Below are 26,082 nucleotides of genomic sequence, written 5' to 3'. Positions count from 1 at the left end.
CCCTCGGCCGGGACCTTTGACGACTAGAACTGAGTCGCTAGGTCGCTAAGTTACGCTCGACATATCGAACTCGGCGCCAGGCGCTCCTGCCCCAATTACCCCTACGTGACGGAAGAACGATGCGCATCGTAGGAGGGAAATTCGCCGGCAGGCATTTAACGTCCCCCGGAAAGGCCGTCCGGCCCACACCCGAGGTAATCCGGGACAAGGTAATCACCCTTCTGAAGGACGAGCTCGCCGGCGCGCGCATGCTCGATTTGTTCGCAGGGTCTGGGGCGGTTGGTCTGGAGGGGCTGTCGCGGGGGGCACGCTACGTAGACTTCGTGGAGAACGGAGCCCCGGCGCTCCACGCTCTAAAAGCGAACGTCGCGGCCCTGAAAGCCAGTAAGAAGTGCCGCATCTTCAAACAGGACGTCATTCCATACGTGGAGCGCTTGAGCGCTGACGCGTACGATGTCGCATTCGCGGACCCCCCTTATGGATCCGGCAAGCTAGACCGAGTCATCGCACGCTGGCTGGAAGTGCCGTTTGCTTCCTACTTGGCGCTGGAACACGCGAAGGACCACGTGGGAGTGCCGAAGGGCAAACGCTACGACTTCGATGGCCCAACCCGCATCACCATCCTGAAGGCGAAGCAGAGATGAGCAACGCCGACCTCGCGCATGAGATCAGACGCCGCCGTACCTTCGCGATCATCAGCCATCCGGACGCCGGGAAGACGACGCTGACCGAGAAGCTGCTGCTCTTTGGTGGTGCGATTCACCTCGCAGGGTCTGTGAAGTCCCGAAAAGCAGCCCGGCACGCCACTTCCGACTGGCTCGCCATGGAGCAGGAACGCGGCATCTCCATCACGGCGAGTGTTCTGCACTTCGACTACAAGGGCTTTCGGATCAACCTGCTGGACACGCCGGGGCACCAAGACTTCTCCGAAGACACCTATCGGGCGCTCATGGCCGCCGACAGCGCCATCATGCTGCTCGACAACCGCCGTGGGGTCGAGGTCCAGACCCGGAAGCTCTTCAACGTATGTCAGAAGCGACGGCTCCCCATCTTCACGCTGGTCAACAAGTGCGACCGTGCTGGCGAGGACCCCTTCGGCATCATCGACGACGTGCAGAACGACCTCGGCATCCGGGCCTTTGCGGCAACGTGGCCCATTCGAGTCGGAGGACGACTGATCGGCGTGTACGACCGCATGGATGCTCGCGTGATCCTTTACGACGCTGCCACCGATCACGGTCAGTCGAGACCCGAGTTCACAGTCGGCACTCTCGACGACCCCTTGTTGGACGAACGCATGGGAAGCGCAGGTGCCGACGCGGTGCGTGAGGAGATTACGCTTCTGACCGAAGCCGGAGAACCAATGGATCCTGAGGCGGTCGCTCGCGGTGAAGCAACGCCGGTCTTCTTTGGCAGCGCTCTGACCAACTTCGGAATCGATGTGCTTCTAGAGCGCTTCCTAGAGGCCGCCCCGGCACCCGTTGCACGAGAAAGTGCAGATGGCCTGGTCGATCCAGTCGATTCACCGTTTTCCGGTTTCGTGTTCAAGATCCAAGCCAACATGGATCTCAAACATCGAGACCGCGTGGCATTCCTCCGGGTGTGCTCCGGACGCTTCGAGGCCGGAGCCGACGCCGTCATCGCCCGAACAGGAAAGACGGTTCGTCTGTCCCAGCCTCAGGAATTCATGGCGCGGGAGAGGAGCCACGCGGAAGACGCTGTGGCCGGTGATGTAGTGGGCCTCCACGACCGAGGAAGTCTGCGCGTCGGAGATACGGTGGCGGTTGGAAAAACAATGAACTTCCCGGGTGTGCCCAGATTCTCACCGGAACACTTCAGTCAGGTACACCTCGACAACCCGATGAAGCGGAAGCAGCTGGACAAGGGTCTGACGCACCTGGCCGAGGAGGGCACGGTCCTACTCTTGTTCGCGCCGTCTATCACCGGCCCAGTGCCCATCGTCGGAGCTGTAGGTCAACTCCAGTTCGATGTACTCAAGGACCGACTGGAACGAGAGTACAACGTTAGGGCCAGACTCGCCGGCCTCCCGTACCATTGTGCCCGTTGGGTCACCGGATCGGAAGCCGAGGCCAAAGACATCGCCTCCCTCCACGGGCGCCGGATGGTCGAGGACGTTGACGGCCACCCCATGATCCTCTTCGACAACGAGTGGGCCCTCCAGCGCAGCATGAACCAGAGTGAGAATGTAGTTTTTCACGACGTGCAGCCTAAGAAACTTCGCTAGAAATTCCCCGCGCTATTAAAGGTAGTGACCCTGATGTGGACCCGAATCGAAAATGTTGCTGCGCTTGCTGCGTCAGCTGGTATCGCTCTAGCCGTTGTGGGATCCCCGGTCGGCGCGCCGACGCAGGGTCACCGAGGTGAGCCGACTGTCGCGGTAAGCTTCGCGGAGGACATCCTCCCGATCTTCCAAAAAAGCTGCATCAAGTGCCACGGGGAAACGGATGAGAACGGCTTCGAAATTGCTGAGGCAGGACTCTATCTCACGACGTATGAAGGCGTGATGATGGGATCGGAGTTCGGATCCGTGATCGACCCTGAAGACGAACAGAGTCTTCTCCTGGCCATGGTAGCGGACGGGTCTATGCCTGAAGAGGGTGACCCTTTGACTGCGGACCAGATCGAGTTGATCCGGACCTGGATCCTCGAAGGCGCGAAAGAGACCGCGGGCAGCTAATAGCCCCGCAGCTCCGTGCTGGAACGCGCAGGCAGGCCATCAGGCCACAACCGAGCAGCGGCCTTACGCGTGCTGGTCGTGAAACCCGATCTCTCCATACGGTTATCCATGCTCGTCCCCCATGTCCCCTCGATTGAAGAGGAGGGTGGCGGGTCTCTCAAAGAGGGCTCAATCTGTCTTCAGCCCTCCGCCAACTTGATCCCGATGGGTCCCATGAACGCCTACCGCCCGTGCGGCATCTTCACCGCCGCCACCCTGCTTTTCGTAGCCAGCGCCCCCCTCAGCGCACAGTCCGTTACGCCGCCGGAGGAACACTTCGGCCACGAAATCGGTGCGGACTACCAGTTGCCCAACTACACGCAGCACATGGCCTACTGGCACACCCTGGAACGAGAGTCGGATCGCGTCGTGCTCGACGAGATCGGCCGCACGGCTGAGGATCGCCCGCAGATGATGGCCATTGTCACGTCTCCGGCCAACCAGGCGCGACTCGAGGAATACCGACAGATCTCGCGTCGTCTCGCGCTCGCGGAGGGGCTGGACGAGGCTGCTGCCCGAGAACTGGCGGCTGAGGGAAAAGCCGTGATCTGGATCGACGGGGGTCTGCACGCTTCGGAGGTCCTAGGCGCTCAGCAGCTCACTGAGACGCTGTACCAAATGGCAAGCGGCACGGACACCGAGACTATGCGCCTCCTGGACGACGTCATCATCCTCTTCACGCACGCGAACCCGGACGGCCATGAGTTGCTCGGTGACTGGTACATGCGGGAGGACGACCCTCTGGAGCGGACCACCGGCGGCATCCCGACCCTGTATCAGAAGTACGTGGGCCACGACAATAATCGGGACTCGTATCTCGTGTCTCAGCCCGAGACGGAGAACATGGCGCGCGTCCTGTACATCGATTGGATGCCACAGATCATGTACAACCACCACCAGATCGGTCCGGCGGGCGCCATCATGTGGGCTCCACCCTTCCGGTATCCTGCCAACTACAACATCGACCCCCTCGTGCTGTCAGGCATCGAGCAGGTCGGAATGGCCATGCAGTCTCGCTTCATCTTCGAAGACAAGCCGGGTGTAACCATGCGCGAAGGTGGTCCCTTCTCGACCTGGTGGAACGGTGGACTGCGAACGACCGCCTACTTCCACAACATCGTCGGGCTTCTCACAGAGACGCAGGGGAATCCGACCCCTATTACGGTGCCGTTCATTCCGAGCCGCATCATGCCGGACGGAGACTACCTCCTCCCCATCGAGCCGCAGCCGTGGCACTTCCGGCAATCGATCGATTACTCCGTGACCGCGAACCGAGCCGTGCTGGACTACGCGTCGCGTTATCGTGAGCAGTTGCTTATGAACATCTGGAAGGCTGGATCCAACCAGATCGCGAAGGGCAACACGGACACGTGGCGGGTCACACCGTCTCGCATGGCAGCGCTCGGGGATGTGCTCGCCGAGAACAACGCGGAAGAGCGTTTTGTGGGACCTCAGACGGGAGCCCTAGCCGGCTACTTCTCGATGGGTTCACCCACCGAATACTTCGACGAACTCAGGAAGCCAGAGGACCGCGATCCGCGTGGCTACATCCTCCGCTCCGATCAGGCCGACTTCCCGACCGCTACGAAGTTCGTGAACACGCTGATCAAGAACGGGGTCACGGCGCACCGGGCGACTCGCGACTTCGATGTGATGGGCACGAGCTACCCGGCCAACTCTTGGGTCGTCAAGTCTGCGCAGGCTTATCGCGGGCACGTGCTCGACATGTTCGAGCCGCAGGATCACCCGAACGATTTCAAGTATGAGGGAGGGCCGCCGGTCGCTCCGTACGACAACGCTGGGTACACACTCGCATATCAGATGGGCATCGACTTCGACCGGATCCTCGAGGGATTTGATGGACCGTTCGAAAAAGTAGAGGGGATGGCCAGGCCGCCTGCAGGGATCGTGGCAAATGCGACGGGGGCGGTCGGGTACATGCTCAACCACGCCGCGAACGACGTGTCGATCATCACGAACCGTCTGTTGGAAGAAGGTATGGAGGTGAGTTGGATCACCGAGCCCGCCACCATGGGAGGGAGGACCTTCCCTGCCGGGACCGTATGGGTCCCCGCCGCGAGCGGGGTTGCGGACAGACTGGCTGAATGGGGAGCCGAGCTTGGCATCTCAGCAACCGGGGTCTCTTCCACACCCACATCGGCCATGCTGGCCTTGAACACGGTGCGAGTCGGTCTGTGGGACCGCTACGGTGGCTCAATGCCATCGGGGTGGACTCGCTGGCTCTTCGAACAATTCGAGTTCCCCTACGAGATGGTCTACCCGGACGACCTGAACGCCGGTGATCTCCGTGACAACTTCGACGTCATCGTATTCGTGACGGGGGCGATCCCCGCTCAGGACGGTGGGGGTGGCGATGGCTTCGCGATCTTCGGCGCCGGTCCGGACGAAGAGTCGATCCCGGACGAGTATCAACACATGCTCGGGAACGTGACCGTCGCAGAGACTGTGCCGGAGTTGGTGGAGTTCATGGAGGAAGGCGGCACGGTGGTGGCCATCGGCTCCTCGATCGCGATGGCCCAACACGCCGGGTTACCGCTGAGCAATCACATCGTGGACGGAGAAGGTCAGGCTCTTGGTGAGGAGGACTACTACGTCCCGGGATCGGTACTCCGGGTGAAGGTCGACAACACACGACCGCTCGCCTTCGGGATGCCGAGTGAGCTCGACGTCTTCTTCAGCAACTCACCCGTAATGCGGCTTGGGCCGGCAGCCGTCGCCGCCGGAGTCAACCCGATCGCCTGGTTCGATTCCGATGCTCCGCTACGCAGCGGGTGGGCGTGGGGGCAGCACCGGCTGAACGGAGGCCTCGCGATGGCCGAGGCCAAAGTTGGTGAAGGCAACCTGTTCTTGTTCGGTCCGGAGATCACGATGCGTGGTCAGCCGCACGGGACCTTCCAGTTCTTGTTCAACGGGATCTATCTGGCCGGCGCGCAGCCACGTCCAGGTAGGCCGATATCATGATCCGCTGGACGCGAGAGGCGGCCCGAATCGCCGCAGTGGCTGTTCTTTCGATCGGCATGGTGACGGCACTGACAACACCGACTGCGCTCGACGCTCAGACACTAGACGCTCTGTCCCCACAGGTGCGCGAGTTCGTCAGCTTCGAGAACGATCAGGTGCTGATTCGAAACGTCACCCTGATCGACGGCACAGGGGCTCCTGCACAGCGGGGCGCCTCGGTGCTGATTGATGGCGACCGCATCTCCGCCGTGGCGCCGGCGGGCACCGAACTGCCTGTGTCGCCGGGGACTCGAATCTTCGACGGCAGCGGCCAGACGCTGATCCCCGGCCTGGTGATGCTACACGAGCACATGTTCTACCCGTCGGGTCAGGCGCGGTACAACACGAACGAGCAGTCCTTCCCACCGCTGTACTTGGCGGGCGGCGTAACGACAATGCGCACCGGCGGAAGTGTCGACCCGTACTCGGATCTCAGCACCCGCCGCCTCATTGAAGCGGGCCGGATTCCCGGACCCCACATGGACGTGACGGGGCCCTATCTGGAGGGCCCTGGGGGCTTCATTCGATCCTTCCCTCAGCTCGCAACTCCGGAGCAGGCGGTGGCGCATGTGAATTTCTGGATGGACCAGGGTGCGACGTCGTTCAAGGCGTACAACCTGATCACGCGCGAAACGCTAGGTGCCGGCATCGAGGCGGCGCACGCGCGCGGCGCGAAGGTCACCGGGCACCTGTGTTCGATCACCTACCAGGAAGCGGCCGACCTTGGCATCGACAACCTGGAGCATGGCTTCTTCGCCGCGACCGACTGGGTACAGAACAAGGAGCCGGACCAGTGCCCTCGAGGGCAGGACCTGCGTTACCTCGACCTCGACCTGGACGCTCCTGAGTTCACGGACGTTGTTGACCACCTGATCGAATCAGGTGTGGCGCTCACCTCCACCCTCACGGTCGTGGAACGCCGTGCTAGCGGGCGTCCTGCTCCGCCCTACGGCGCGCAGCAGGCGATGCTCCCCGAGCTCCACGAGTCAGTGATGGCTCGCGTTGAGCGGAACGCACAACGTGAAGACAATCCAGCAACGGCCCTGCTCCATCGTTACATGGAGATGGAGAAGGCGTTCTACGATCGAGGGGGCTTCCTAGTCGTGGGCACAGACCCCACGGGTGGCGGAGACGTCGTGCCCGGATACGCGAACCAGCGTGCGATCCAACTCCTTATTGAGATGGGCCTCACCGTGGAAGAAGCCGTCGAGGTGTCTACCAAGAACGGGGCAATCTACCTGGGGCAGGACGATGAGATCGGTACGATCGAAGCCGGCAAGCGGGCAGATCTAGTTCTGATCAACGGAGACGTGACCACAGACATCGAGCAGTTCCGCCGCATGCGAATCGTCTTCAAGGACGGAGTGGCCTACGACTCGGCGAAACTCTTCGACTCCGTGAAGGGCTGGGCCGGCGTCCGTTGAGCCAAAGTTCGGATGTCATCGTAGTCGGCGCAGGCATCATGGGCGCCTCGATCGCGTGGCATCTGGCTGAGCGGGGCCTGAGGGTCACCGTCCTCGAACGAGAATCGGCGCCCGCCATGGGCTCTACCGGTAAGAGCGCCGCCGGCGTTCGTGTTCAGTTCACAACGGAAGCCAACATCCGCCTGTCGATGTACTCCCTCCCCTTCTATCGCTCCTTCAAAGAACGTTTGGGATACGACGTCGGGTATTCAGACATCGGGTATCTCTTGGTTGTCCCGCACGAACGCTGGGAGCAACACCTCGAAAGCGTCGAGCTCCAACGGAGCCTCGGCGCACCGGTTGAGGTCTTCTCGCCGGAGGACGCGCAGCGCTTCGTGCCCTTCTCCACGGAGGGAGTCGCAGGGGCTACGTACGGTCCGTGGGACGGCGTGATCGATCCGCACATGGCAACGCACGCTTGGGTTTCTATGGGACGAGGTTCGGGAGTCGACTTCCGATTCGGGTCTGAAGTCACCTCGGTTGAACGGACCGCCGAGAATTGGCGGATCGGGACGGACGAGTCCACCTATGAGGCCCCGTACGTGGTGAACGCCGCCGGGGCATGGTCTGGAGCCCTGGGTGGATTCGCAGGGCTCGACGTGCCCGTTGGGCCCAAGCGCATCCAAATCTTCCTCAGCGCACCCATCACGGACGAGCGGACCTACCCGCTCACCATCGACACCGCCACTGGTGTATACGTCCGAAGCGAAGGAGATCGTGTGCTCTTCGGACTCGACAATCTGAAGCAGGACTTCGGTTTCACCGAAGGCATCGACCCGGAATGGCTCGAAACAGTGCTCCTCAAGGGCGTGGACCGCTTCCCTTGGTGGGAAGACCTCGGCGTCGACATGAAAGGAAGCTGGTGGGGTTACTACGGCGTGAGTCCGGATAACAGCCCGATCATCGGACCCCACCCGGGAGTGGAGGGGTGGATCGATGCATGTGGCTTCTCCGGCCACGGCATCATGCACGCTCCGGTGACCGGTCTCGCTGTTTCTGAGATCATCGTGGACGGACAATCCCATACCGTCGACGTGAGCCTCTTCGGTCACGACCGATTCGGAAAAGACGTGCCTGTCGAGGACAACGTCTTCTAGCGCCCTATCGGCGCACCAGCCGGATCGCACCTGCGGCCTCGGACGACCGAAAAACTGCCATGAGATCCTCCACGGGTAACGGCGTGAACTGACCCGCCAAGAAGTCGCGGATCTCCAACGCGGTCATTCCTTCCCTAGGAGGTTTCGGAACTCTGCGTTGTACTCGTCAGGTAGCGACGGACCTCCACTAGGACGCCCACCTCCGTCGACCGACTCGACGACCAGTGACGCCGCCTCGCGTCAGATGACCTCCATCGCCTCCACTGGCACCCACCCCACTTTTCCATCCTCCAGCACGATCTCAGCCCACAGACCCGCACGCTGATCGATGCGCACGCGCGTCCCCTCGTGGATCTCGAACAAAGTCAGGTCCTCATCTTCGGACGGCGCCGATCGAACCTGGACGGCCTCCAGTAGGATCACACCGCGATCCGCCTGACCCAGTCCCAGTTCGCGCACGACCAGGTTCGCCCCAGCCAAGACCAAAACCACGGCCCCGACCGAAGCGGCGCGAGTGCCCCATCGGCTCGAGCCATCAGAACGTCCCAGAATGCGCGTGATACTCCCACCGACCAGCAAAAGCCACGACCCGCCCACGAAGAGTACGAGCGCGGTGTACGGGATGAGGTGCAGCCACCAAGACCACACGCCCAACAACCAGAATTCTGGAAGCGGTTCGATCACGTCGATGGTCAGGGATCCGGCAAGGTCTAGGTTCGCCCTCAGGTCGGGCTCTCCAGGCTGAATCGCCGCTGCGCGCTCCCAATTCAGGATGGAGCGCCCGAGCTCACCCTTTTTGAAGTACGCGTTACCCAGGTTGTAGTAGAGGTCTGCGCCTTCGAATCCGGCAGCGAGGAGATTCTCGTATGCCGAGATCGCCTCACTCCAGTCTTCAGCTTGGTAGAACTGATTGCCCTGCTGGAACAGCTCATCTTGGCCGTGCGCCACCTGCGGTGCGCCGACAGCCACGAGCAATACGAGAAGCCAACGCACGCTCATCGCCGAATCTCTCGATCGAGAGCCGTCATAAGGCCCCCCACGCGATCCAGCAGCCGGGTCTTTTCCCCAGGATCGTCCGATGGCGGGGCGAACCGCTGTCGGTCGCAAAGCTCCAAACAGGAGCGGAGCTCCGAGACTTGGGCGTCCGCAACGCCTGCCCGTTTCACGCCTGCTTCTAGATCATTCATCTGCATGCCGGCCTCGGCGACGTTGAGCTTATCCGCGACCAACCCCCTGAGGGCGCGAGCCACCTCGGCATAGAAGGCACGATAATCCGACTTCCCGGCGAGGCGCCGTGCTTCGGTCAGCCGCTTCTTGGCGACCTTGCCGGCACTTCGTCCCCGGGCATACGCGACGTCACCCAAGAGCCTGTCCTGGTGCTTGCGAAGCCCCAGAGCTCCAGCGATCCCCATCAGAGGCAGCAACGCCAACATCCAGAATGCAGCCCCCGAAAAGATGTTCTGGTCCATACGTCGCAACACCGGCACGTCGAGACGAATGAAGCGGATGTCCTGACGCTGAGGATCAATGTTCAGTCGGCTGAATCCATACGAAGCATCGCCCACCGCCGCGATCGTCAACGGCAACGGATCTGAGGCCGCCGTGCGGTACTCACCCGCTGCGAGGTCGAAGTAACCCATCTCGATGGAAGGGATGGCCCTCGAGCCGCCCACTCTGGGAATCATCACGAATTCGAACGTCTTAGACCCAGTGACCCCTGACGTCGACGCATTCGTGACCTGAGAAATCTCAGGCGGGAACACTTCGAAGTCGGGCGGTACATTGAGTTCGGGGGCGGGCACACCCCTGATATTTCCTCGCCCCGAAACGATGACGGTCAGCGTCACTGCATCGTTCGCAGCGACTGAGTCCCGATCCAGGCTCGACGTCACCGACAGCGCCCCCACGACACCCGAGAACGGCTGCGGAGCCCCTTCCGGCAGCGCCTGGATGTCCAACTCGATCGGGTTCGAGAGCACCGAAATGGGAACGACCGAAGTGCCGAACAAGGACGACCGCCCGAAGACTCCCTCGAACGGGTCACGGCTGTTCCGTACCCGAACCTGCGCTTCGATCCCGAGAGGATCGAGCGTACGTGGCCCCGAGCCTGTCGGCACCATGGCGACCCGCCGAATCACGGCGGATGCATACTCGCGGCCGTTCCGAGTCCTCTGCTCAACCTGGGGCTGCCCGGCCGGGGTGATGTCCTCGACCCAAAACCCCTGGGGCTCCGGCAGTGAGGTGAAGCTGTACTGACTCACGTCCACGCTGGTCCAAATGCGGTATTCGACAACAAGAGGCTCGCCGTCTCGCACTGTGGTCCGGGACGCTTCGGCAGTCACGAACAGATCCTCCGGACCGACCTCCTGAGCACCGCCTCCTACTGCGCGCCTATCCTGCTGCTGGGGCGGCGGAGCTGATGAAATGATGAGCTGGAGCGCCTCCGTTCGGAGCGTCTCACCACCCACGACAACGTCGACGGGTGGTATCGCGAAAGTCCCTTCAACGAGCGCCTGGTACCGATACTGGATCGTCAGGGACACGATGGTGCGGCCACCGCCCATCTGCATGTTCGTGGACGAGCCGGAACCGAGATACTGAGCAAATCCAGTGAGCGTCGGGATCACAGGATCATTGTCGATGCGTTGAGCTCCGGTCACTTCGACATTGAGCACGAACGATTGGCCGAGACCGACCGTGGTGCCGGGAGACAAGAACGCGCGCGCGCTGATTTCTTGTGCGGACACACCTGGGGCCAGCGCACTCGTCAGAAGGGCGAGAACGAGCCCCCGAGTGGCGAAACGCAGGACAGCAGAGGCTACCACGGCTTCCTGGGTTTCCTGCCACGAGCGTTCGCACGCTTCCGGTTCACTTCGTCCGCGTCTTCTTCGATGGCATCCAGGAGGCGTTCGGCTTCTTCCTCGGTCATCTCACCCGGCTGCACCTGAGCCTCACCTTCCTGCGGCTCCGGCGGCTGTTCTCCCACATTCTCATCTTCACCCTGCTCAGGGGGCTGCTCTTCTTCGTCCTCACCCTCATCCCCCTGCTGCTGATCCTGCTCACCCTCGTCTTCGTCTTCCCCGTCCTGAGGCTGCTGCTCGTCCTCAGGATCTTGCTCACCGTCTTGGTTCTGCTGCTCGCCGTCCTCAGGCTGTTCCTCGTCTCCCTCATCCTCATCGGACTCACCGTCGTCCTGCTGCTCCTGGTCCTCTTCTTCGGTTTCCAGCTGCTGGAGCGTGGCCTCGAGATTGTGCTTTGAATCAGGATCTGAGGGATTCAGGCGAAGCGCTTGTTTGTAAGCATCGAGCGCCTGCTCGAACTGCTGTCCGCGGTACATGGCGTTTCCAAGGTTGTACCACGCGGCGCTCGCGAAGTCGGGATCTCCCGTCGCGATGGCCTGTTGATACGACTCCATCGCCTTCTCGTAGTCCTGCTGTTGATACAGCGCATTGCCGTCATTGAAGCGGACGAGGCCAGACGCGGGATCTTCGGCCAACGCTTCCAGATACCGCTGATGCGCTTCCTCGAACCGGCCCTCTTCGTACAGACGATTTCCTTCCTGAACCTGGGCGCGCCCGGTTTGAGCCGTCACCGCCGACGGAGCCGCCAGGGCGAATGCCACTGATGCGGTCAGAGCCAAGATGTTCATGAACGTTCTCATTCGAATCTCCCCGCCCATTCGTGCACGCTCCGCTTACGCTCGGACACCAGACCTTCCACCAACAACATCAGGACAGACAAGGCAAGGAAGATCTGGTACTGCTCTTCGAAGACTGTGATCTGTTGTTCATCGAGTTCCTCACCCGTCTCGCCCGCGATCTCAGCGAATAGTGCATCGAGTCCTCCGCCCCCGTCCGCAGCACGCACATAGCGACCTTCCCACAGATTCGTGACGTCGACCACCGCTTCCTCTGCCAGGCGCGTCGTTACCACATTGCCGTCTTCGTCTCTCAAGAAGCCGTCACGCCTGCCGTTCTCATCGAACTGCGGGATCGGCCCTCCTTCCAGCGTACCGATGCCCACAACGTGCACCGGAACCGCCCCGCTCTCTAGGAGCTCGAGCGACTCCATATCGATCCCTTCATGGTGCTCGAAGTCCGTGATAAGAACGATCGACCGCGCGCTCCGCTCACTCCGGGCCAGTGCATCGAGTGATACCCGCAGGGCAGCGCCAAGATCGGTTCCCTGCACCGGCATCATATCCGGGTGCATCGCGTCCAAGAACATCGCCGCCGCACCATAGTCGATCGTGAGCGGAGCCTGCACGAACGCATCCGCTGCAAACGCGACCAAGCCAATGCGGTCTCCATCCAGCTGAGACATCAGGCGGCGCACTGCCAATTTGGCGACTTCGAGCCTGTTCGGTGCCATATCCTCGGCGAGCATGGACTCTGAAAGGTCGAGCGCCACGATGATGTCCTGCCCCACGCTGCTCACGGTCTCGACCCGCGTCCCGAACTGTGGACGGGCCAGCGCGACGGCCGCCAACGCGACAGCTGTCACCACCAGACTCGATTTCACACGCCGGGCCGTCAGGTTCACCGAACCCGTGAGGCGCCGGACCAGGTCGGAGTCACCGAACGCGTCGAGTGCTCGCCGACGGCTCCGCGCAGCCATCATCAACAAGGTGATGACGACCGGAACGAGCAGAAGGCCAAAGAGCCATTCGACAGAGCCAAACCGGAACATCAGGCGGACCTCCGGGCGGTCATGGCAGCCTCCGCAGCACTGTAGAGGACAACCCGAGTTCGAGGCCCAGCATCAAGAACCCGAACATGAGCACGAGGCCGAAACGCTCCTCGTACTGCGTGTAGTTCTGAACCTCGATCTCGGTAGTCTCCAACTCGTCGATCTGCGCCCAGATCTGAGCCAAGCTCTCCGTGTCCGTGGCTCGGAAGTACTGCCCACCGGTCAGTTCCGCGATTTCCTGCAAAGACACCTCATCGATGTCTACCTGTACGTTCGCGTACGACGTTCCTCGCAGCGGATCGACTACGGGCATGCGCGCGGTGCCTTGGGATCCGGCCCCAATCGTATAAACCCTCACGCCCAAGGCCTGCGCCATTTGTGCGGCAGTGACCGGCCCGATCTCGCCTCGGTTGCTGCGGCCGTCGGTGAGCAGAATGACCACCTTCGAGGTGGCACTCGAAGCCTGCAAGCGCTTCACCGCCGTCGCGAGGCCCATGCCGACCGCCGTCCCGTCCTCGATCATCCCGATCTCCAGTTCACCCAGGAGTTCGGTCACCACGCCGTAATCCAGAGTAAGCGGCGCCTGAGTGAACGCCTTCCCGGCAAAGGCGATCAGGCCAATACGGTCGTTGCCCCGACCCTGAACGAACTCCGCCGCGACACTCTTAGCAGCGGACAGGCGGTTCGGCTCGAGGTCCTCGGCAAGCATCGAACTCGATACGTCCAATGCCAGCAGGATGTCGATACCCTGCGTGCGGACGTCTTCCGACGTCATCCCAGTTTGCGGTCGCGCGAGCGCGACGATCAACGCGGTCAACGCCACTGCGCGGAGGATTCCAGGCACGCGATGCGCCCAGCCGGATGTGATTCCCGCGGCTTCGCGTGCTGCCGAGACCGAAGAAAACCGAATCGCTCCGGTTCTTCTGCCCTCAGCTCTGTGACGGATCCAGGCGATGACAGGCAACGTGAGGAGCAAGAGCAGCACGAGTGGGTCGTTGAAACGGAACATCAGGGCGCCTCCCTTTCTGGGAGGGGCACCGTCTCAGTCTCCGACCCAACATCAGGAGCAACCGCTGGCTCGGGTTCCGATTCCACCTCAGGCGTCGCCTCAGTTGGCAGCTCACCCTCCGTTGCGGCGTCCGGCTCCGGCTCTGGTTCTGGTTCTGGCTCCGGCTCCGGCTCTGGTTCTGGCTCCGGCTCCGGCGCGCTCCAATCCTTCGTCGCCTCAACGATCGACCGGCCCAAGACCAAGACCTTGCCAGAGTCGTCACCGCTCGGCCGCACCTTGGCGAACTTCACCATGTCGCACTGGTCCAAGAAGCCCCGGAAGTCCCCGCGGGTCGATTCGCCCACACCGACCCCTTCGAGACCCGAAAGCACCTCCCACGTCGTCATCTCCAGCGCGTGCACCTGGAAGTGTCCCTCCACGTACCGTCTCAGGATGTCAGACACCTCAATGTGGTACTCCTTGACCTGACCCCGTTCGAGCATCGGCGACGCTTCGAGCACCGCGAAAGCCTCTAGGGCCACCTCATGCGCAGGGCGTGGCGGCGGCCCGATATCTATATGACCGCCGTCATCGCCTCTCGCTTTCCTACGTCGGAACCACCAGGTGGAGACCACAACCACCAGGATGATGAACAGCAACCAGAAACCGACCTGAATGACACCCACAGAAATCCAGAGAGGGCCCCGGATGTCGCGAATGTCACCGGTCTCATCCCGGCCCACTGTGACCACTTCAATACCGAACCGATCGGTCCTGAGTGTCTCTACGGTCCCGTCTTCACTACGAACCTCGACGTCGAAACTCGGGATCTCCAACTCGCCCAGTTCGAAGGCGGTCATGGTGAGCTGCAACGTCGAGTACAACCCACCCTCGCCAGAAGTCGGGGGGAACGCCGCCGCATCCAGGATCTCCATGGGAGACAGGCTGACCGAGTCAGGCCACTCCAAAGAAGACCCTGCCGGATGAGAGACCCGAACCTCCATCGTCATCCGGTCGCCCACAGTCAGGAGCGTGGTGTCGATAGAGGTCATCAGCCTGCTCTGCGCCGCTGCGGGCGTGGCAATGCCAATCCCTGCCGTGACCCACAGGGCGACCCACGCTAGGCGTCGCACGGCGACGAGACGACGCATCATTGCCTGGACGCCCGTTCACGGAAGAAGCGCATGAGCGGCTTCACATAAGGCTGCCCGGTCTCGATGTCGATGACATCGACCTTACTCTTCCGCAGCATCTTGTTCGTGCGCAGCTGAGCTGCAGCCGCGAGATCTCTGAAACGAGAGCGGAAGCCCTTCCCAGATGTGTTCACAACGACGCGCTCGCCCGTCTCGGGATCCTCAAGCTCGACGAAACCGAGTTCCGGCAGGTCTCGCTCGCGTTGATCCCCCAGCCGCACCGCGATGAGGTCGTGCCGGCGGCCCGCCACGGCGAGTGCCTTCTCGAAGCCCTCGTCTTGGAAGTCCGAGACCAGGAAACTCACGGCCTTCTTCCGTTGCACGTGCGTAAGGTATTCCAAGGCTCCCGCGATGTCCGTGCCTTTCCCCTGCGGCTCGTGGTACAGCAGCTCACGCAGGACGCGAAGCACATGTCGTCGCCCCTTTCTTGGGGGCACGAACTTCTCGACCTGATCTGAGAAGATGATGAGGCCGACCTTGTCGTTGTTCTTGATCGCGCTGAACGCGAGGAGCGCGCAGATCTCGACTGCGACCTCGCTCTTCAAACGTTCCCGCGTCCCGAAGTCTCCGGAGCCGCTGACGTCGAAGAGTAGCATTACGGTGAGTTCGCGCTCTTCTTCGAAGATCTTCACGAACGGCGAGCCACTGCGCGCGGTGACGTTCCAATCGATAGACCGGATGTCGTCCCCGTACTGATACTCGCGCACCTCGGCGAAGCTCATACCACGGCCTTTGAAGACCGAGTGGTATTCACCGGAGAAGACCTCGTTCACCAGACCCCGTGTGGAGATCTCGATGCGTCGGACCTTCTTAAGGATCTCGCGCGGGATCATAGAAGCAGCAGCCTCAGAAAGGCCTAGGGTACTTCGACGCTGTCGAGAATCCGCTGTACCACATCTTCAGGTGTGACTTCTTCAGCCTCAGCCTCGTACGTAACGAGGACACGATGGCGAAGCACGTCCATTCCCATGGCACGTACATCGTCCGGGGTCACGAAGCCGCGGCGCTGCAGGAACGCATGTGCCCGCGCCGTCTTGGCCAGACAGATCGTCGCTCGGGGTGACGCCCCGTAGGAGATGAGGTCCGTCAGATCATCCAATCCATACGCCGCCGGATCACGCGTCGCGAGAACGAGATCGACAATGTACCGCTCGACTTGCTGATCCATATAGATCATCTCGACCGCCTTACGCGCCTTGATGATCTCCGCCGGCGTAACGACTGGATTCACCTCCGCAGTCACGCCTGACGACATACGGCGCATGATCTGCAGCTCTTCGTCCCCCGTCGGATACTCCACCGACAACTTCAGCATAAACCGGTCGACCTGGGCTTCCGGCAACGGATACGTGCCTTCCTGTTCGATCGGGTTCTGCGTCGCGAGCACGAGGAACGGGTCGTCCAGGGGATAACTCTTTTCCCCAATGGTGACCTGGTGCTCCTGCATCGCCTCGAGGAGCGCAGCCTGAACTTTCGCTGGCGACCGGTTGATCTCGTCCGCCAAAATGATGTTGGCGAAGATCGGACCCTTCTTGGTTTTAAACTCTTGGTCCTTCGGGTCGTAGATCAGGGTTCCCGTCAGATCCGCCGGCAAAAGATCCGGCGTGAACTGTAGCCGACGGAACTCGGTGTCGATGGCCTGAGCCAGCGTTTTCACCGTGAGCGTCTTGGCCAGGCCGGGCACGCCTTCCATCAGAACATGCCCGTCGGCGAGCAGTCCAATGAGCAAACGCTCGACCATCGTCTTCTGTCCAACGATGACGCGGCCGACCTCGGTGAGCAGGCGCTCCACGAAGGCACTTTCCTGCTGGATCTTCGCTTGAATGACCTCGATATCGAGGCTTGGTGTATCGGTCATAGGGCAGTGGTTCGGGTTGGGACCCGAGACGTTGAATTACATCAGTAGTTTCATAAACGGTATGGTAATGGATGCACACGGCCCGGGAAGGGTTGGCTGGCCGTTTTTGTGTAGATTCTTCGCTCTATGATTTCCGTATCTAACCTCTCCAAACAGTTCGGTGACCGCACTCTCTTCGAGGGCGCGTCGTTTCAGCTCAATTCTGGGCAGCGCTACGGCCTCGTAGGCGCCAACGGATGCGGCAAGACGACACTCCTCAACGTGATGAGCGGGCACATGGAATCGACCGAGGGATCTGTCTCGATCCCCAAACGGTTACGCCTTGGCGTGCTGCGTCAGGACCAGTTCCTCTACGAAGAGCAAGAGGTCCTGAATGTGGCGCTCATGGGCAACCCAGATCTCTGGGACGCCATGGCGGAGAAAGAGAAGATCCTTGCGGCCGCCGAGGGTGGTGAGGCCGAATTCGACGCAGACCGCTTCGGCGAGCTCGAAGAGATCGTGCAGCTCTACGACGGATACACGGCGGAGGCCCGCGCCGCGACAATCTTAGAAGGGCTCGGACTCCCTGCAGAGGTACACAGAAGACCTCTGTCGACCCTCTCCGGCGGGTTCCGCCTTCGCGTCCTGCTCGCCCAGGTCCTCGCGAGTGCTCCTGACGTTCTCCTCCTCGATGAGCCCACCAACCACCTCGACATCCTGTCGATCCGTTGGCTGGAGAAGTTCCTGCGTGAATTCGCCGGGCCAGTCGTCGTGATCTCCCACGATCATCGGTTCTTGGATCAGGTCGTGACGGACATCCTGGACGTGGACTACCAGACGGTCATGCTCTACAAGGGCAACTACTCGTTCTTCATCAATGCCAAGCAGGAAGACCGCGATCGTCGTGAGAAGGAAATCAGTTCACGCGAAAAAGAGATCGCGCATCATCAGAAGTTCGTCGATCGTTTCAAAGCCAAGGCCAGCAAAGCACGTCAAGCTGGGAGTAAGCTCAAGCTGATCGAAAAGAAGTCTGCCGACCTCACGGCACTTCCAGGCAGCTCGCGCCGATATCCCAAGTTCCGGTTCGAACCACGCCGGCCGAGCGGCAAGGAGGTCCTGACCATCTCCGGCATCACAAAGGCCTTCGGTGAGAACCAGGTACTGCACGGAGTGGACCTCGAGGTCCGCCGCGGTGATCGCCTCGCCATCATGGGCCCGAACGGGATTGGGAAGTCGACGCTCCTGAAGATCGTCATGGACGACCTCGAAGCGGACGAAGGTGAAGTGAAGTGGGGGTACGAGACCCATCGCGGTTACTTCGCCCAGGATCACAAAGAGGACTTCGACGACGCTTCGCGAACCGCTGAAGAATGGCTGTGGGACTTCTGCGCCAGCCGTGACCGCGGGTATGTGCGCGGCCAGATGGGCATGATGCTCTTTTCCGGAGACGAGGGCGAGAAACGACTCGAGGCGCTGTCAGGTGGAGAAGCAGCGAGGCTGATCTTCAGCCGACTGGCCATCGAAAGGCCGAATGTCCTGATTCTGGATGAGCCCACCAACCACCTTGACCTCGAGTCCATCGAGGCGCTGGTACACGGCCTGAAGAATTTCGACGGTACGCTGATCCTGGTGTCTCACGACCGTTGGTTCGTCAGTCAGCTCGCGACGCGGGTTGTCGAAATCAAGCCGGACGAGGTCAGGGACTACCTGGGCACCTACGAGGAGTACGTGCACTTCTGCGGAGACGACCACCTCGACTCCGACAGCGTAGTCATGAAGGCAAAAGCAGAGCGAAAGGACTCCAAGAAGAGCGGAAAAGACTCGTGGAAGGAGAACAAGAAGGCGAGATCGGTCGCGCCGGAGGTCCTTCTGAACCGGCTCACCCGCCAGCGTGACGACCTCACTCGGAAGATCGAAACCGCCGAAGCCCGGATCTCCGAGATCGACCAAGCCTTTTGTGAGCCCGGGTTCTTCGAGGACACGTCTGCAGACGAAGTGGCCGACCTCGACAACGAGCGCGCGAAGCTGAAGGGGAAGGTCGAGGACGTGATGTCCCAATGGGAAGGAGTCGAGCGCGAGATCGAGCGAGTGCCAAACTCGTGACCGAGCGACGCTACCCGCTGGAACCATCCCAGCAAGAAATGCAGGAGATGCTGGCCGAAGCTTCTCGTCTCGTGGTCGACCACATCTCGACGCTGTCTGAGCAACCTGCGGCCTACGCAACCGACGGACGCAGTGAGGCCCGAGCGCTCGCAGAACCTCTTCCGGAAGGGGCGACCGACTTCGATAGCCTCATGAAGGTGATCTTCGAAGACGCTCTTCCAACCTCGTTTAACACTGCCGGTCCGGGGTATCTGGCCTACATCCCCGGTGGAGGGCTCTTCCCTTCCGCCGTCGCCGACCTCGTGGCCAACGCCATCAATCGATACGTCGGTGTGTGGGTGGCGGCTCCTGCCCTCGTGCAACTCGAACTCAACGTCGTGCGCTGGTTCTGCACGATTGTGGGGTACGGACCCGGGAGCGGCGGCATCCTCACCAGCGGTGGATCGCTCGCGAACCTCACCGCGATCGTCACGGCACGCCGAGAGCGACTTCCAGAGGAATTCCGGTCCGGTACGATGTACACCTCGGACCAGACGCATCACTCGGTTCGAAAGGCCGCTGTGCTCGCTGGATTCCCCGAAGGCAACCTTCGAGAGATCCCAACCAACGCAGTATTCGAGATGCGTGTGGATGCACTCGAGGCACAGATCGCGGCCGACCGCGAAGCGGGACTCGAGCCCTTCTTAATAGTGGCCAGCGCAGGCACCACGAACACAGGGGCCGTGGACCCACTCTCCGAGATCGCGGACCTCGCAGAGCGCGAGAAACTCTGGCTCCACGTGGACGGGGCGTACGGAGCTCCGTTCATGCTTACGGAGCGAGGGAGAACGCTCATGGATGGTCTCTCCCGGGCCAACTCGGTCACTCTCGACCCGCACAAAGGCCTCTTCCTGCCCTATGGAACCGGAGCCCTGATCGTCCGGGACGAGCACACGCTGCGCAGAGCCCACGCAACGTTCGCTGACTACATGCCCGTCATGCAGCACGACGCGGACTTCGTGGACTTCTGCGACATCTCCCCCGAGCTCTCACGCGACTTTCGGGGTCTTCGCGCCTGGCTCCCCATCAAGCTGTTCGGCATCGATGCTTTCCGCGACGCGCTCGACGAAAAGATGGACCTCGCGCGCTGGGCTGCAGAGGAACTCCGCGGAATCCCAGACATGGAGATCGTCGCGGAGGCGCGCTTGTCGCTGACGGCGTTCAGGTTGGCACCGGCGGGGATGGGCGAAGAAGAACTCGGCGCACTCAACCAAGACCTCCTCGCGCGCGTCAACGCGAAGCAGAACGTCTACCTCACTGCCACCACCGTCGACGGGCGCTTCTTGCTCCGCATCTGTGTGCTGTCGTTTCGCACTCATATGGACCGGATGGAGCAGTGTTTGGCGGATATCCGCGAAGCCACCGCAGAGATGTCAGCGCCCTCCTGACACCCTCCCGTAGTCCGACAAGCTCCCTTCGTTTTCCATAGCCGGAGCACTCCCGATCTCATCGAGGGGACCCACCAAGACCGTCGTCATCCGTTCAGGGTGGAGGTAGCGCCGAGCCGCTTCCAACACGTCGGCCGCGGTCACGGACCTTATGCGGTCCTGATACGACGCGGACGCCTCGTGGCTCCCGTCGCGCACCCACTCCTGAGCAAGCGTCCGAGCTGCAGCCCAGCCATCTCGGTAGCCAGCGGCGAAGACCCCGTCCGCGAGTGCTCCCTTCGCGACAAAGAGTTCTTCCTCCGTGACTGGTTCGGCCCTGATGCGATCGATTTCCTCGAGCGTGAGGTGCAGAAGCAACCTGACCACCTCCGGCCGTCCGTACGTTTGGAACTGATACGTCCCGGGCCCGTCTCGATTCATCTCTAAAAAGCCGGAGTCGTCGTTCGTGAGGCCGCGACGATCACGCGTAGCCCGGAAGAGACGTGTATCGAAATGCCCTCCACCCAAGATGTAGTTCATCACCTGAAGCGCCGCCTCGTCCTCCTCCGGCACCACAGGTAGTTCGTGTCCAATCACGAGCCAACCCTGCAGCTTTTCAGCTGGGTACGTGTGTACGGACCGCTCGGTCGGGGCATCCGTCACCGCAGAGCGACTTCGCTCGTGCCTTGAACCCGATGCCATGCCGGCGAGCCCTTCCGCCAATGCCGCTTCGACACTCGCCATGGTGAGCGGGCCCGCCACTGCGAGGGCGACGTTTTCCGCCACGAGGAAGCGCGATCGATATGCGTCCACGTCCCGGAGCGACAGCTGGCCATAATCCGCTGGCGTAGGTTCGCTGCCGTACGCCCCACCACCCAACACGCCCCGCCGGTGCATGCTGGCCGCTCCCGCGAGCGATCCATCGTAGATCAGCTCTCCTTCTGGCTGTGCACGGGACTGAAGCGCATCGATGTCCGCCTGGCTAAGCGCGGGGCCCCGAAGGAGCATGCCAGAGAGAAGCGCCAACGCACCCCAGGCGTCCTCCTCGGGAACGTCCAGCGTGATCTCGATCTGCTCGGGCCCGAGGGCTACCGAGTAGTCGGCAGTCATCCTACGGAGCGACTCGTGAAAAGCCCCGGGAGCGAGCCCGGCCGGACCGTTCGCGCGCAGTCCGTGCGCGAGCACCTCTGCCGCACCATCTGGCCCATCGACGTAACCCGCACCAATGAAGGCGGTGAGCGTCACGAGAGGGACCGCGGCATCTGCCACGACGTAGGCGACGAGGCCGTTGGTGAGTTCGACCCTGTAATCAGGGGGATCCGGGCGCGTGGACTCAGGTGTGGGCAGCCCCATCTCTCTGGGGTGCGGCGTGACCTGCGCGGACAGGTCTGCGGTCGAACCGGATAACGTGAACGCCCCAACCGCGATCGGAAGCGCAACGGCGAGCAACACGGACGGCCTCACTTCGTTCACGCGCCTCATCGATCGTCCTCCTGAGAGATGGGCCTGGACGTCTTCGGCCTCACGAAGCCCCACGAGCGGTTGTTGGGTATGAAGTACTCTGCCGCGAGTCGATTCAGGTCCTCTGCGGTCGTCGTCTCACGAGCCTCCATATAGGGGACGAGCGTCTCCCACTGATCCATCGTTTGGAAATGCCCGATCTCGAACGCCAACTGATCTGGATCCCGCATCGTCCGATGCCAAGCCGTGCGCAGACGCTTCTTCGCAAGCCACAGATCGTCGTCGGTCATCTCCGCTGATCCGAACGAGCCGAGCGTGGTCTCGATAAGCGACTGTGCCACCCGGAGATTCTCCTCGCCGGTCACGACTTCGACGTTGATCGACCCCGGGACACCGAAGCGTGATGTGTGCACGACGCGCGTGTTCACACTCACAGAGGCGGTGATGCCAGCCTCTTCGAGCGCACGTTCGAGTTGAATGGTCAGCACTTCACCCACCACGTCGAAGTGCGGACGATCCGGATGCCCCACGCCGGGAATCATGTGGCGCACCTCGACGCGCGGCGGCAGGTCGTCGCTCCGGTACGTCAGCGATCGCTCGGACGCCGGCGGCGGCTCCACAGCCCGCGCCCGGGTCGGCTCCGGCACACGTTCCATCCACCCGAAGTAACGATCCACCTGCGGGATCATCTCTTCCAACGTCACGCCGCCAATGAACACCAGCGTCGTGTTGTTCGGCTGGAAGTAACGGTCGTAGAGGTCCTTCTGATACCAACGTGAATACTCGCCGAAGTCCGTCATGTAGCCTTCCGGCCAAAAGACCGGATGGACCAGGCCCGTGAGGCCCGCCATCTGTTCGTAGTAGGGCGTGGCAGGCCCATTCAGGTCGCCCAAACGCTGCTCGACCAAGATCATCCTCTCTTCATCAAACTCACGGAATACGGTGTTCCTCATGCGGTCGGCTTCGACGCGCAAGAAAAGGCCGACTCGCTCCGCCGGGAGATTGATGTCGAACTTCATGTACTCTTGCTCGGTGGTCGCGGTCAGCCCGGTCCCGCCAAACGCCTGGTACCATCGCATGGTGACGCCATTGTCTCGGTACTGTGCGATCTCTGCATCGATGCGTGCGATCTCGGCTTGAAGTGAGTCGATGCGGGGCGTGCTCTCTGAGTGTTTGTAGTCACCCCACACACCGCGCTCTCGGATGTCGTTGCGGGCCGCGTTGAGTGCTTCTTCGAGCTCGAGTTCTGTGGCAAACAGCGCTTCGATGAGAGGCTCTTCCGCTTCCCAGTTCGTCGTCCCCATGGTCTGGGTGCCCTTGAACATCAGATGCTCGAGGTAGTGAGCGGCACCCAACTCACCCGGTTCCTCGACGATCGCCCCGAAATCCGTGAAGATCTTCGCCGCGACCCGTGGATCGTCCGCCCGGTGCATGACCAGAAGACGGAGCCCATTTTCGAAGACGTGCTCCTCAATGGGCAACGTGTAGTCGAAGTCCTGAGCGGAGAGAGGCGAGACGACGCCCAGTAGGGCTACGAGTGTAAGTATTTGGCGCATGGTCGAACTCCACGAGATTGACGATGATGCCAAGGTCCGCCGGTGCGCACGGAGCGGCAAGACTGACGCGACTCAGGGAGAGACCCGATGGAGCCATATAAACCGATCGACTGCTCGCTGCACGATCATTACGAAGCCGCAGCCGTTAGACGGCAACGGATGTCGCTCACGGCAAGGTATCCCGACAGCCTCGGAGAGCGCACCGGCATAATCACTGATATCGTCGTGTCCGATGGTGCCGAATACCTCGTGCTCGACAACGGGCCGAGGATCCGACTCGACCACATCGAATCCTTCGCCGTGAGCCAGTCATGACAGAACGAATCCTTATCGCGAGTTATGTCGAGCCAGATCTCGTGGAGCGTGTGCAGCGGACTGTGCCAGAGATCGAGGTCATCTACCGGCCGGACCTCCTCAGGCCTCCACGGTATCCCGCCGACCACAAGGGAGCAGATCGCGACCGAACGCCCGAGCAGGAAGCCGAATGGCGTGGGCTCCTCGGGGAAGCCACCATCCTGTACGACTTTGACCACACTCACCTCGACGACCTGCCTGACTTGGCGCCGAACGTCCATTGGGTCCAGGCCACCAGTGCGGGTATCGGACAGCTAGTGGGGCGTCAGGCATATGCAGATCGTATGCCGGACACTGTGTTTACCACCGCCAGGGGCGTGCACGCCATTCCATTGGCAGAATTCGCGGCGATGTCCATGCTTATGCACTCCCGCCGAGCCGGTCATTTCCAGGCGCTTCAGTCGAACAAGGAATGGGAGCGTTATGCGGCCACGGATCTCGTTGGACGCACGGCGGTGGTTGTCGGCCTAGGGGCGGTGGGGAGCGAGGTCGCCCGTGTCGCTCAGGCACTCCGCCTTCGCGTCGTGGGCGTCCGTCGGAACACAACCGGGGCCGACACACTTCCGGTCGACGAACTCGTGGGCCCAAGTCACTTGATGACGCACCTCCCAGATGCAGACTTCCTCATCTTGGTCGCTCCGCATACCCCCGAGACTGAAGGCATGATCGGGGCCAAACAGCTCGCGGCACTGCCACGGGGGGCCGCCCTCATCAACATCGGGAGGGGAGCTTTAGTCGACGAGCCAGCTCTGATCGCATCGCTGGAGTCGGGCCATGTGGCCGCCGCCTACCTCGATGTCTTCGCAGAGGAGCCACTCCCAATGAACAGTCCACTTTGGGAGATGCCCAACGTCTTGATCACTCCCCATTCAGCGAGCACGAGCGATCGCGAAAACGGCAGGATCATCGACATTTTCTGCGAGAACCTGCGGCGTTACCTGGCCGGCGAGCCGCAGCTGAACGTGCTCGACACTGTGCTGCTTTACTGACGGAACCGGCTGCCACCAGCTAGCCGGCGAGCACGCCCCTGAGTACGGATGCCACGACGAGCCCCAGATAGTTTCCGGCCGCGTATCCTAGAAGCCCGGCAGCGACCCCGGGCAGTAGCCGGTCCGTGTAGCCTCGAGCAGTGGCGAGCGCCATCGCGGACGCAGGTCCACCGACGGCCGCCTGGGACGCCACCGCCAGTGTCTTCAGGTCGAGCCCGACCAGACGCCCCACTCCGAAAATGACGAGGCCATGGATGCCTACGGTGATCAACGCGTAGTACACGATGGGCGGCCCTACCTCGATGATATTCGCGATCACCGACCGTGCTCCATTGCTCGCAAGAAATAGGAGGACGATGTAGTTGCCGATCACACCGGCACCCTTGAGGCGCTTGATATGCGGCACCTGAGCAAGGAGGAGTGCGATCGTCGTGAGCCAGAGCACGCTGGGAATGGGGGCGAGGAGGTCACCGAGCATGCCGGAGACCCATAACGTCCCAAGCACGACCGACACCATGAGCGCGATACCCTGCAACTCCAGCGCCCCGATGCTGGAGTAGAGCATCTGGTGGAGGTTGGGAGGCTCGTCGGGATCCGGAACCACGCGGTCTGCGGGAGAGGATTCCCGCGTAGCTTGGCGGACCCGCGCGGAAAACAAGATTGGCACGGCCAAACAGGCAGCCATCCAAACGGCGGTGACGATCACGTCGGCGGCGATGCCCGCAGCGAACAGATCGCCGCTCGTCTCGAGAGCGGCACCAACAGCCGCAAAGTTCACACCCCCGCCGGTATAGGTAGCCGCGTACTGGCCGGCGAGCTTCCACGTCTCAGGCCCAATCGAGTCGGCTAGGAGCAGAGCGGCCACGGTCGCCCCGATCGCCGAGCCGAGGGCCCCGATGCCAAAGGCCGCCAGCATGCGGGGACCGGCTTGGATGACGCTGCGCACATCGACGGTGAGGAGAATGAGCACGATCCCGGCGCTGACTCCTGCTCCGCCCAAGAAGACGTAGGCATACGACTCACCAGGGATGATCCCGATGTTCGACAGGAGCATCCCGCCGAGAATCCCAACCAACGCTGAGCCTAGGGCCTGGAAGGTCTTGTAGCGTGACTCGAGCGTCACCGCGACGGCCACAATAGCCGCGAGGACAAAGAAGACGGCGGTAGGATCGCGAATCATGACCGACC

The 26,082-nt window shown here is 61.8% G+C and carries 22 protein-coding genes; 10 read left to right on the top strand and 12 right to left on the bottom strand.

The window, feature by feature from the left end:
- Nucleotides 1-119: 119 nt before the first annotated feature.
- From P8L30_07330 to P8L30_07305, 6 genes are all read left to right on the top strand, one after another.
- On the top strand, nucleotides 120-644 hold the full coding sequence (locus P8L30_07330; GenBank protein MDG2239999.1) for an RsmD family RNA methyltransferase: 525 nt from the start codon (nucleotides 120-122) through the stop codon (nucleotides 642-644).
- A complete protein-coding gene (locus tag P8L30_07325) occupies nucleotides 641-2,245 on the top strand; it encodes a peptide chain release factor 3 (protein MDG2239998.1) in 1,605 nt (534 codons plus the stop codon). Before P8L30_07330 ends, P8L30_07325 begins: the two co-directional genes overlap by 4 nt.
- A 33-nt stretch (nucleotides 2,246-2,278) precedes the next feature.
- Nucleotides 2,279-2,698 (top strand): hypothetical protein, encoded by a 420-nt coding sequence (locus P8L30_07320; protein MDG2239997.1) that lies wholly within the window; start codon nucleotides 2,279-2,281, stop codon nucleotides 2,696-2,698.
- 213 nt (nucleotides 2,699-2,911) lie between these two features.
- Nucleotides 2,912-5,719 carry a M14 family metallopeptidase gene (locus P8L30_07315; GenBank protein MDG2239996.1) on the top strand — a complete coding sequence of 936 codons (2,808 nt, stop codon included), beginning with the start codon at nucleotides 2,912-2,914 and terminating at the stop codon, nucleotides 5,717-5,719.
- A complete protein-coding gene (locus P8L30_07310) occupies nucleotides 5,716-7,182 on the top strand; it encodes an amidohydrolase family protein (protein MDG2239995.1) in 1,467 nt (488 codons plus the stop codon). The genes P8L30_07315 and P8L30_07310 overlap by 4 nt, the downstream gene beginning before the upstream one ends.
- Nucleotides 7,179-8,318 carry an FAD-binding oxidoreductase gene (locus tag P8L30_07305; GenBank protein ID MDG2239994.1) on the top strand — a complete coding sequence of 380 codons (1,140 nt, stop codon included), beginning with the start codon at nucleotides 7,179-7,181 and terminating at the stop codon, nucleotides 8,316-8,318. The genes P8L30_07310 and P8L30_07305 overlap by 4 nt, the downstream gene beginning before the upstream one ends.
- A gap of 4 nt (nucleotides 8,319-8,322) precedes the next feature.
- Here the strand turns inward: P8L30_07305 and P8L30_07300 are convergent, their stop codons facing one another.
- From P8L30_07300 to P8L30_07260, 9 genes are all read right to left on the bottom strand, one after another.
- The gene (locus P8L30_07300) at nucleotides 8,323-8,445 is read right to left on the bottom strand and encodes a hypothetical protein (GenBank protein ID MDG2239993.1); all 123 of its coding nucleotides are present in this window, start codon (nucleotides 8,443-8,445) and stop codon (nucleotides 8,323-8,325) included.
- A gap of 113 nt (nucleotides 8,446-8,558) precedes the next feature.
- Nucleotides 8,559-9,317, bottom strand: coding sequence for a tetratricopeptide repeat protein (locus P8L30_07295; protein MDG2239992.1), 759 nt, complete (start codon nucleotides 9,315-9,317; stop codon nucleotides 8,559-8,561).
- The gene (locus P8L30_07290) at nucleotides 9,314-11,143 is read right to left on the bottom strand and encodes a BatD family protein (GenBank protein ID MDG2239991.1); all 1,830 of its coding nucleotides are present in this window, start codon (nucleotides 11,141-11,143) and stop codon (nucleotides 9,314-9,316) included. The genes P8L30_07295 and P8L30_07290 overlap by 4 nt, the downstream gene beginning before the upstream one ends.
- A complete protein-coding gene (locus P8L30_07285; GenBank protein ID MDG2239990.1) occupies nucleotides 11,137-11,979 on the bottom strand; it encodes a tetratricopeptide repeat protein in 843 nt (280 codons plus the stop codon). The genes P8L30_07290 and P8L30_07285 overlap by 7 nt, the downstream gene beginning before the upstream one ends.
- A complete protein-coding gene (locus P8L30_07280) occupies nucleotides 11,976-13,007 on the bottom strand; it encodes a VWA domain-containing protein (GenBank protein ID MDG2239989.1) in 1,032 nt (343 codons plus the stop codon). Before P8L30_07280 ends, P8L30_07285 begins: the two co-directional genes overlap by 4 nt.
- Before the next feature lie 19 nt (nucleotides 13,008-13,026).
- On the bottom strand, nucleotides 13,027-14,016 hold the full coding sequence (locus tag P8L30_07275; protein ID MDG2239988.1) for a VWA domain-containing protein: 990 nt from the start codon (nucleotides 14,014-14,016) through the stop codon (nucleotides 13,027-13,029).
- Nucleotides 14,016-15,149: a hypothetical protein gene (locus P8L30_07270; protein ID MDG2239987.1), complete on the bottom strand. Its 1,134-nt coding sequence runs from the start codon at nucleotides 15,147-15,149 to the stop codon at nucleotides 14,016-14,018. The genes P8L30_07275 and P8L30_07270 overlap by 1 nt, the downstream gene beginning before the upstream one ends.
- Nucleotides 15,146-16,021 carry a DUF58 domain-containing protein gene (locus tag P8L30_07265; protein MDG2239986.1) on the bottom strand — a complete coding sequence of 292 codons (876 nt, stop codon included), beginning with the start codon at nucleotides 16,019-16,021 and terminating at the stop codon, nucleotides 15,146-15,148. The genes P8L30_07270 and P8L30_07265 overlap by 4 nt, the downstream gene beginning before the upstream one ends.
- A 23-nt stretch (nucleotides 16,022-16,044) precedes the next feature.
- Nucleotides 16,045-17,046 carry a MoxR family ATPase gene (locus P8L30_07260; GenBank protein MDG2239985.1) on the bottom strand — a complete coding sequence of 334 codons (1,002 nt, stop codon included), beginning with the start codon at nucleotides 17,044-17,046 and terminating at the stop codon, nucleotides 16,045-16,047.
- 126 nt (nucleotides 17,047-17,172) lie between these two features.
- Here P8L30_07260 and P8L30_07255 point away from each other — a divergent pair, with 126 nt between their 5' ends.
- Together P8L30_07255 and P8L30_07250 are read left to right on the top strand one after the other, a co-directional pair.
- Nucleotides 17,173-19,128: an ABC-F family ATP-binding cassette domain-containing protein gene (locus tag P8L30_07255; GenBank protein ID MDG2239984.1), complete on the top strand. Its 1,956-nt coding sequence runs from the start codon at nucleotides 17,173-17,175 to the stop codon at nucleotides 19,126-19,128.
- Nucleotides 19,125-20,555 carry an aminotransferase class V-fold PLP-dependent enzyme gene (locus P8L30_07250; protein MDG2239983.1) on the top strand — a complete coding sequence of 477 codons (1,431 nt, stop codon included), beginning with the start codon at nucleotides 19,125-19,127 and terminating at the stop codon, nucleotides 20,553-20,555. Before P8L30_07255 ends, P8L30_07250 begins: the two co-directional genes overlap by 4 nt.
- On the opposite strand, the gene P8L30_07245 is transcribed toward P8L30_07250, so the two are convergent.
- Entirely contained in the window at nucleotides 20,541-22,016 is a 1,476-nt protein-coding gene (locus tag P8L30_07245) for a pitrilysin family protein (protein ID MDG2239982.1), read from the bottom strand. The two genes, P8L30_07250 and P8L30_07245, sit on opposite strands and share 15 nt — an antisense overlap.
- Nucleotides 22,013-23,551, bottom strand: coding sequence for an insulinase family protein (locus P8L30_07240; GenBank protein MDG2239981.1), 1,539 nt, complete (start codon nucleotides 23,549-23,551; stop codon nucleotides 22,013-22,015). The genes P8L30_07245 and P8L30_07240 overlap by 4 nt, the downstream gene beginning before the upstream one ends.
- 87 nt (nucleotides 23,552-23,638) lie before the next feature.
- On the opposite strand from P8L30_07240, the gene P8L30_07235 reads away from it, so the two are divergent.
- Both P8L30_07235 and P8L30_07230 read left to right on the top strand, forming a co-directional pair.
- Complete coding sequence (locus P8L30_07235) at nucleotides 23,639-23,866, top strand: hypothetical protein (GenBank protein ID MDG2239980.1); 228 nt, start codon at nucleotides 23,639-23,641, stop codon at nucleotides 23,864-23,866.
- Nucleotides 23,863-24,894 carry a D-2-hydroxyacid dehydrogenase gene (locus P8L30_07230; GenBank protein ID MDG2239979.1) on the top strand — a complete coding sequence of 344 codons (1,032 nt, stop codon included), beginning with the start codon at nucleotides 23,863-23,865 and terminating at the stop codon, nucleotides 24,892-24,894. The genes P8L30_07235 and P8L30_07230 overlap by 4 nt, the downstream gene beginning before the upstream one ends.
- Before the next feature lie 19 nt (nucleotides 24,895-24,913).
- Here P8L30_07230 and P8L30_07225 read toward each other — a convergent pair whose 3' ends face one another.
- Complete coding sequence (locus P8L30_07225; protein MDG2239978.1) at nucleotides 24,914-26,074, bottom strand: DUF819 family protein; 1,161 nt, start codon at nucleotides 26,072-26,074, stop codon at nucleotides 24,914-24,916.
- Between the last annotated feature and the right edge of the window lie 8 nt (nucleotides 26,075-26,082).

Source organism: Longimicrobiales bacterium (genome assembly GCA_029245345.1).
GTDB lineage: Bacteria > Gemmatimonadota > Gemmatimonadetes > Longimicrobiales > Gaopeijiaceae > CALFPJ01.
The sequence above is the reverse complement of the archived record's forward strand: the minus strand, read 5'-3'. Positions and strand labels throughout refer to the sequence as shown.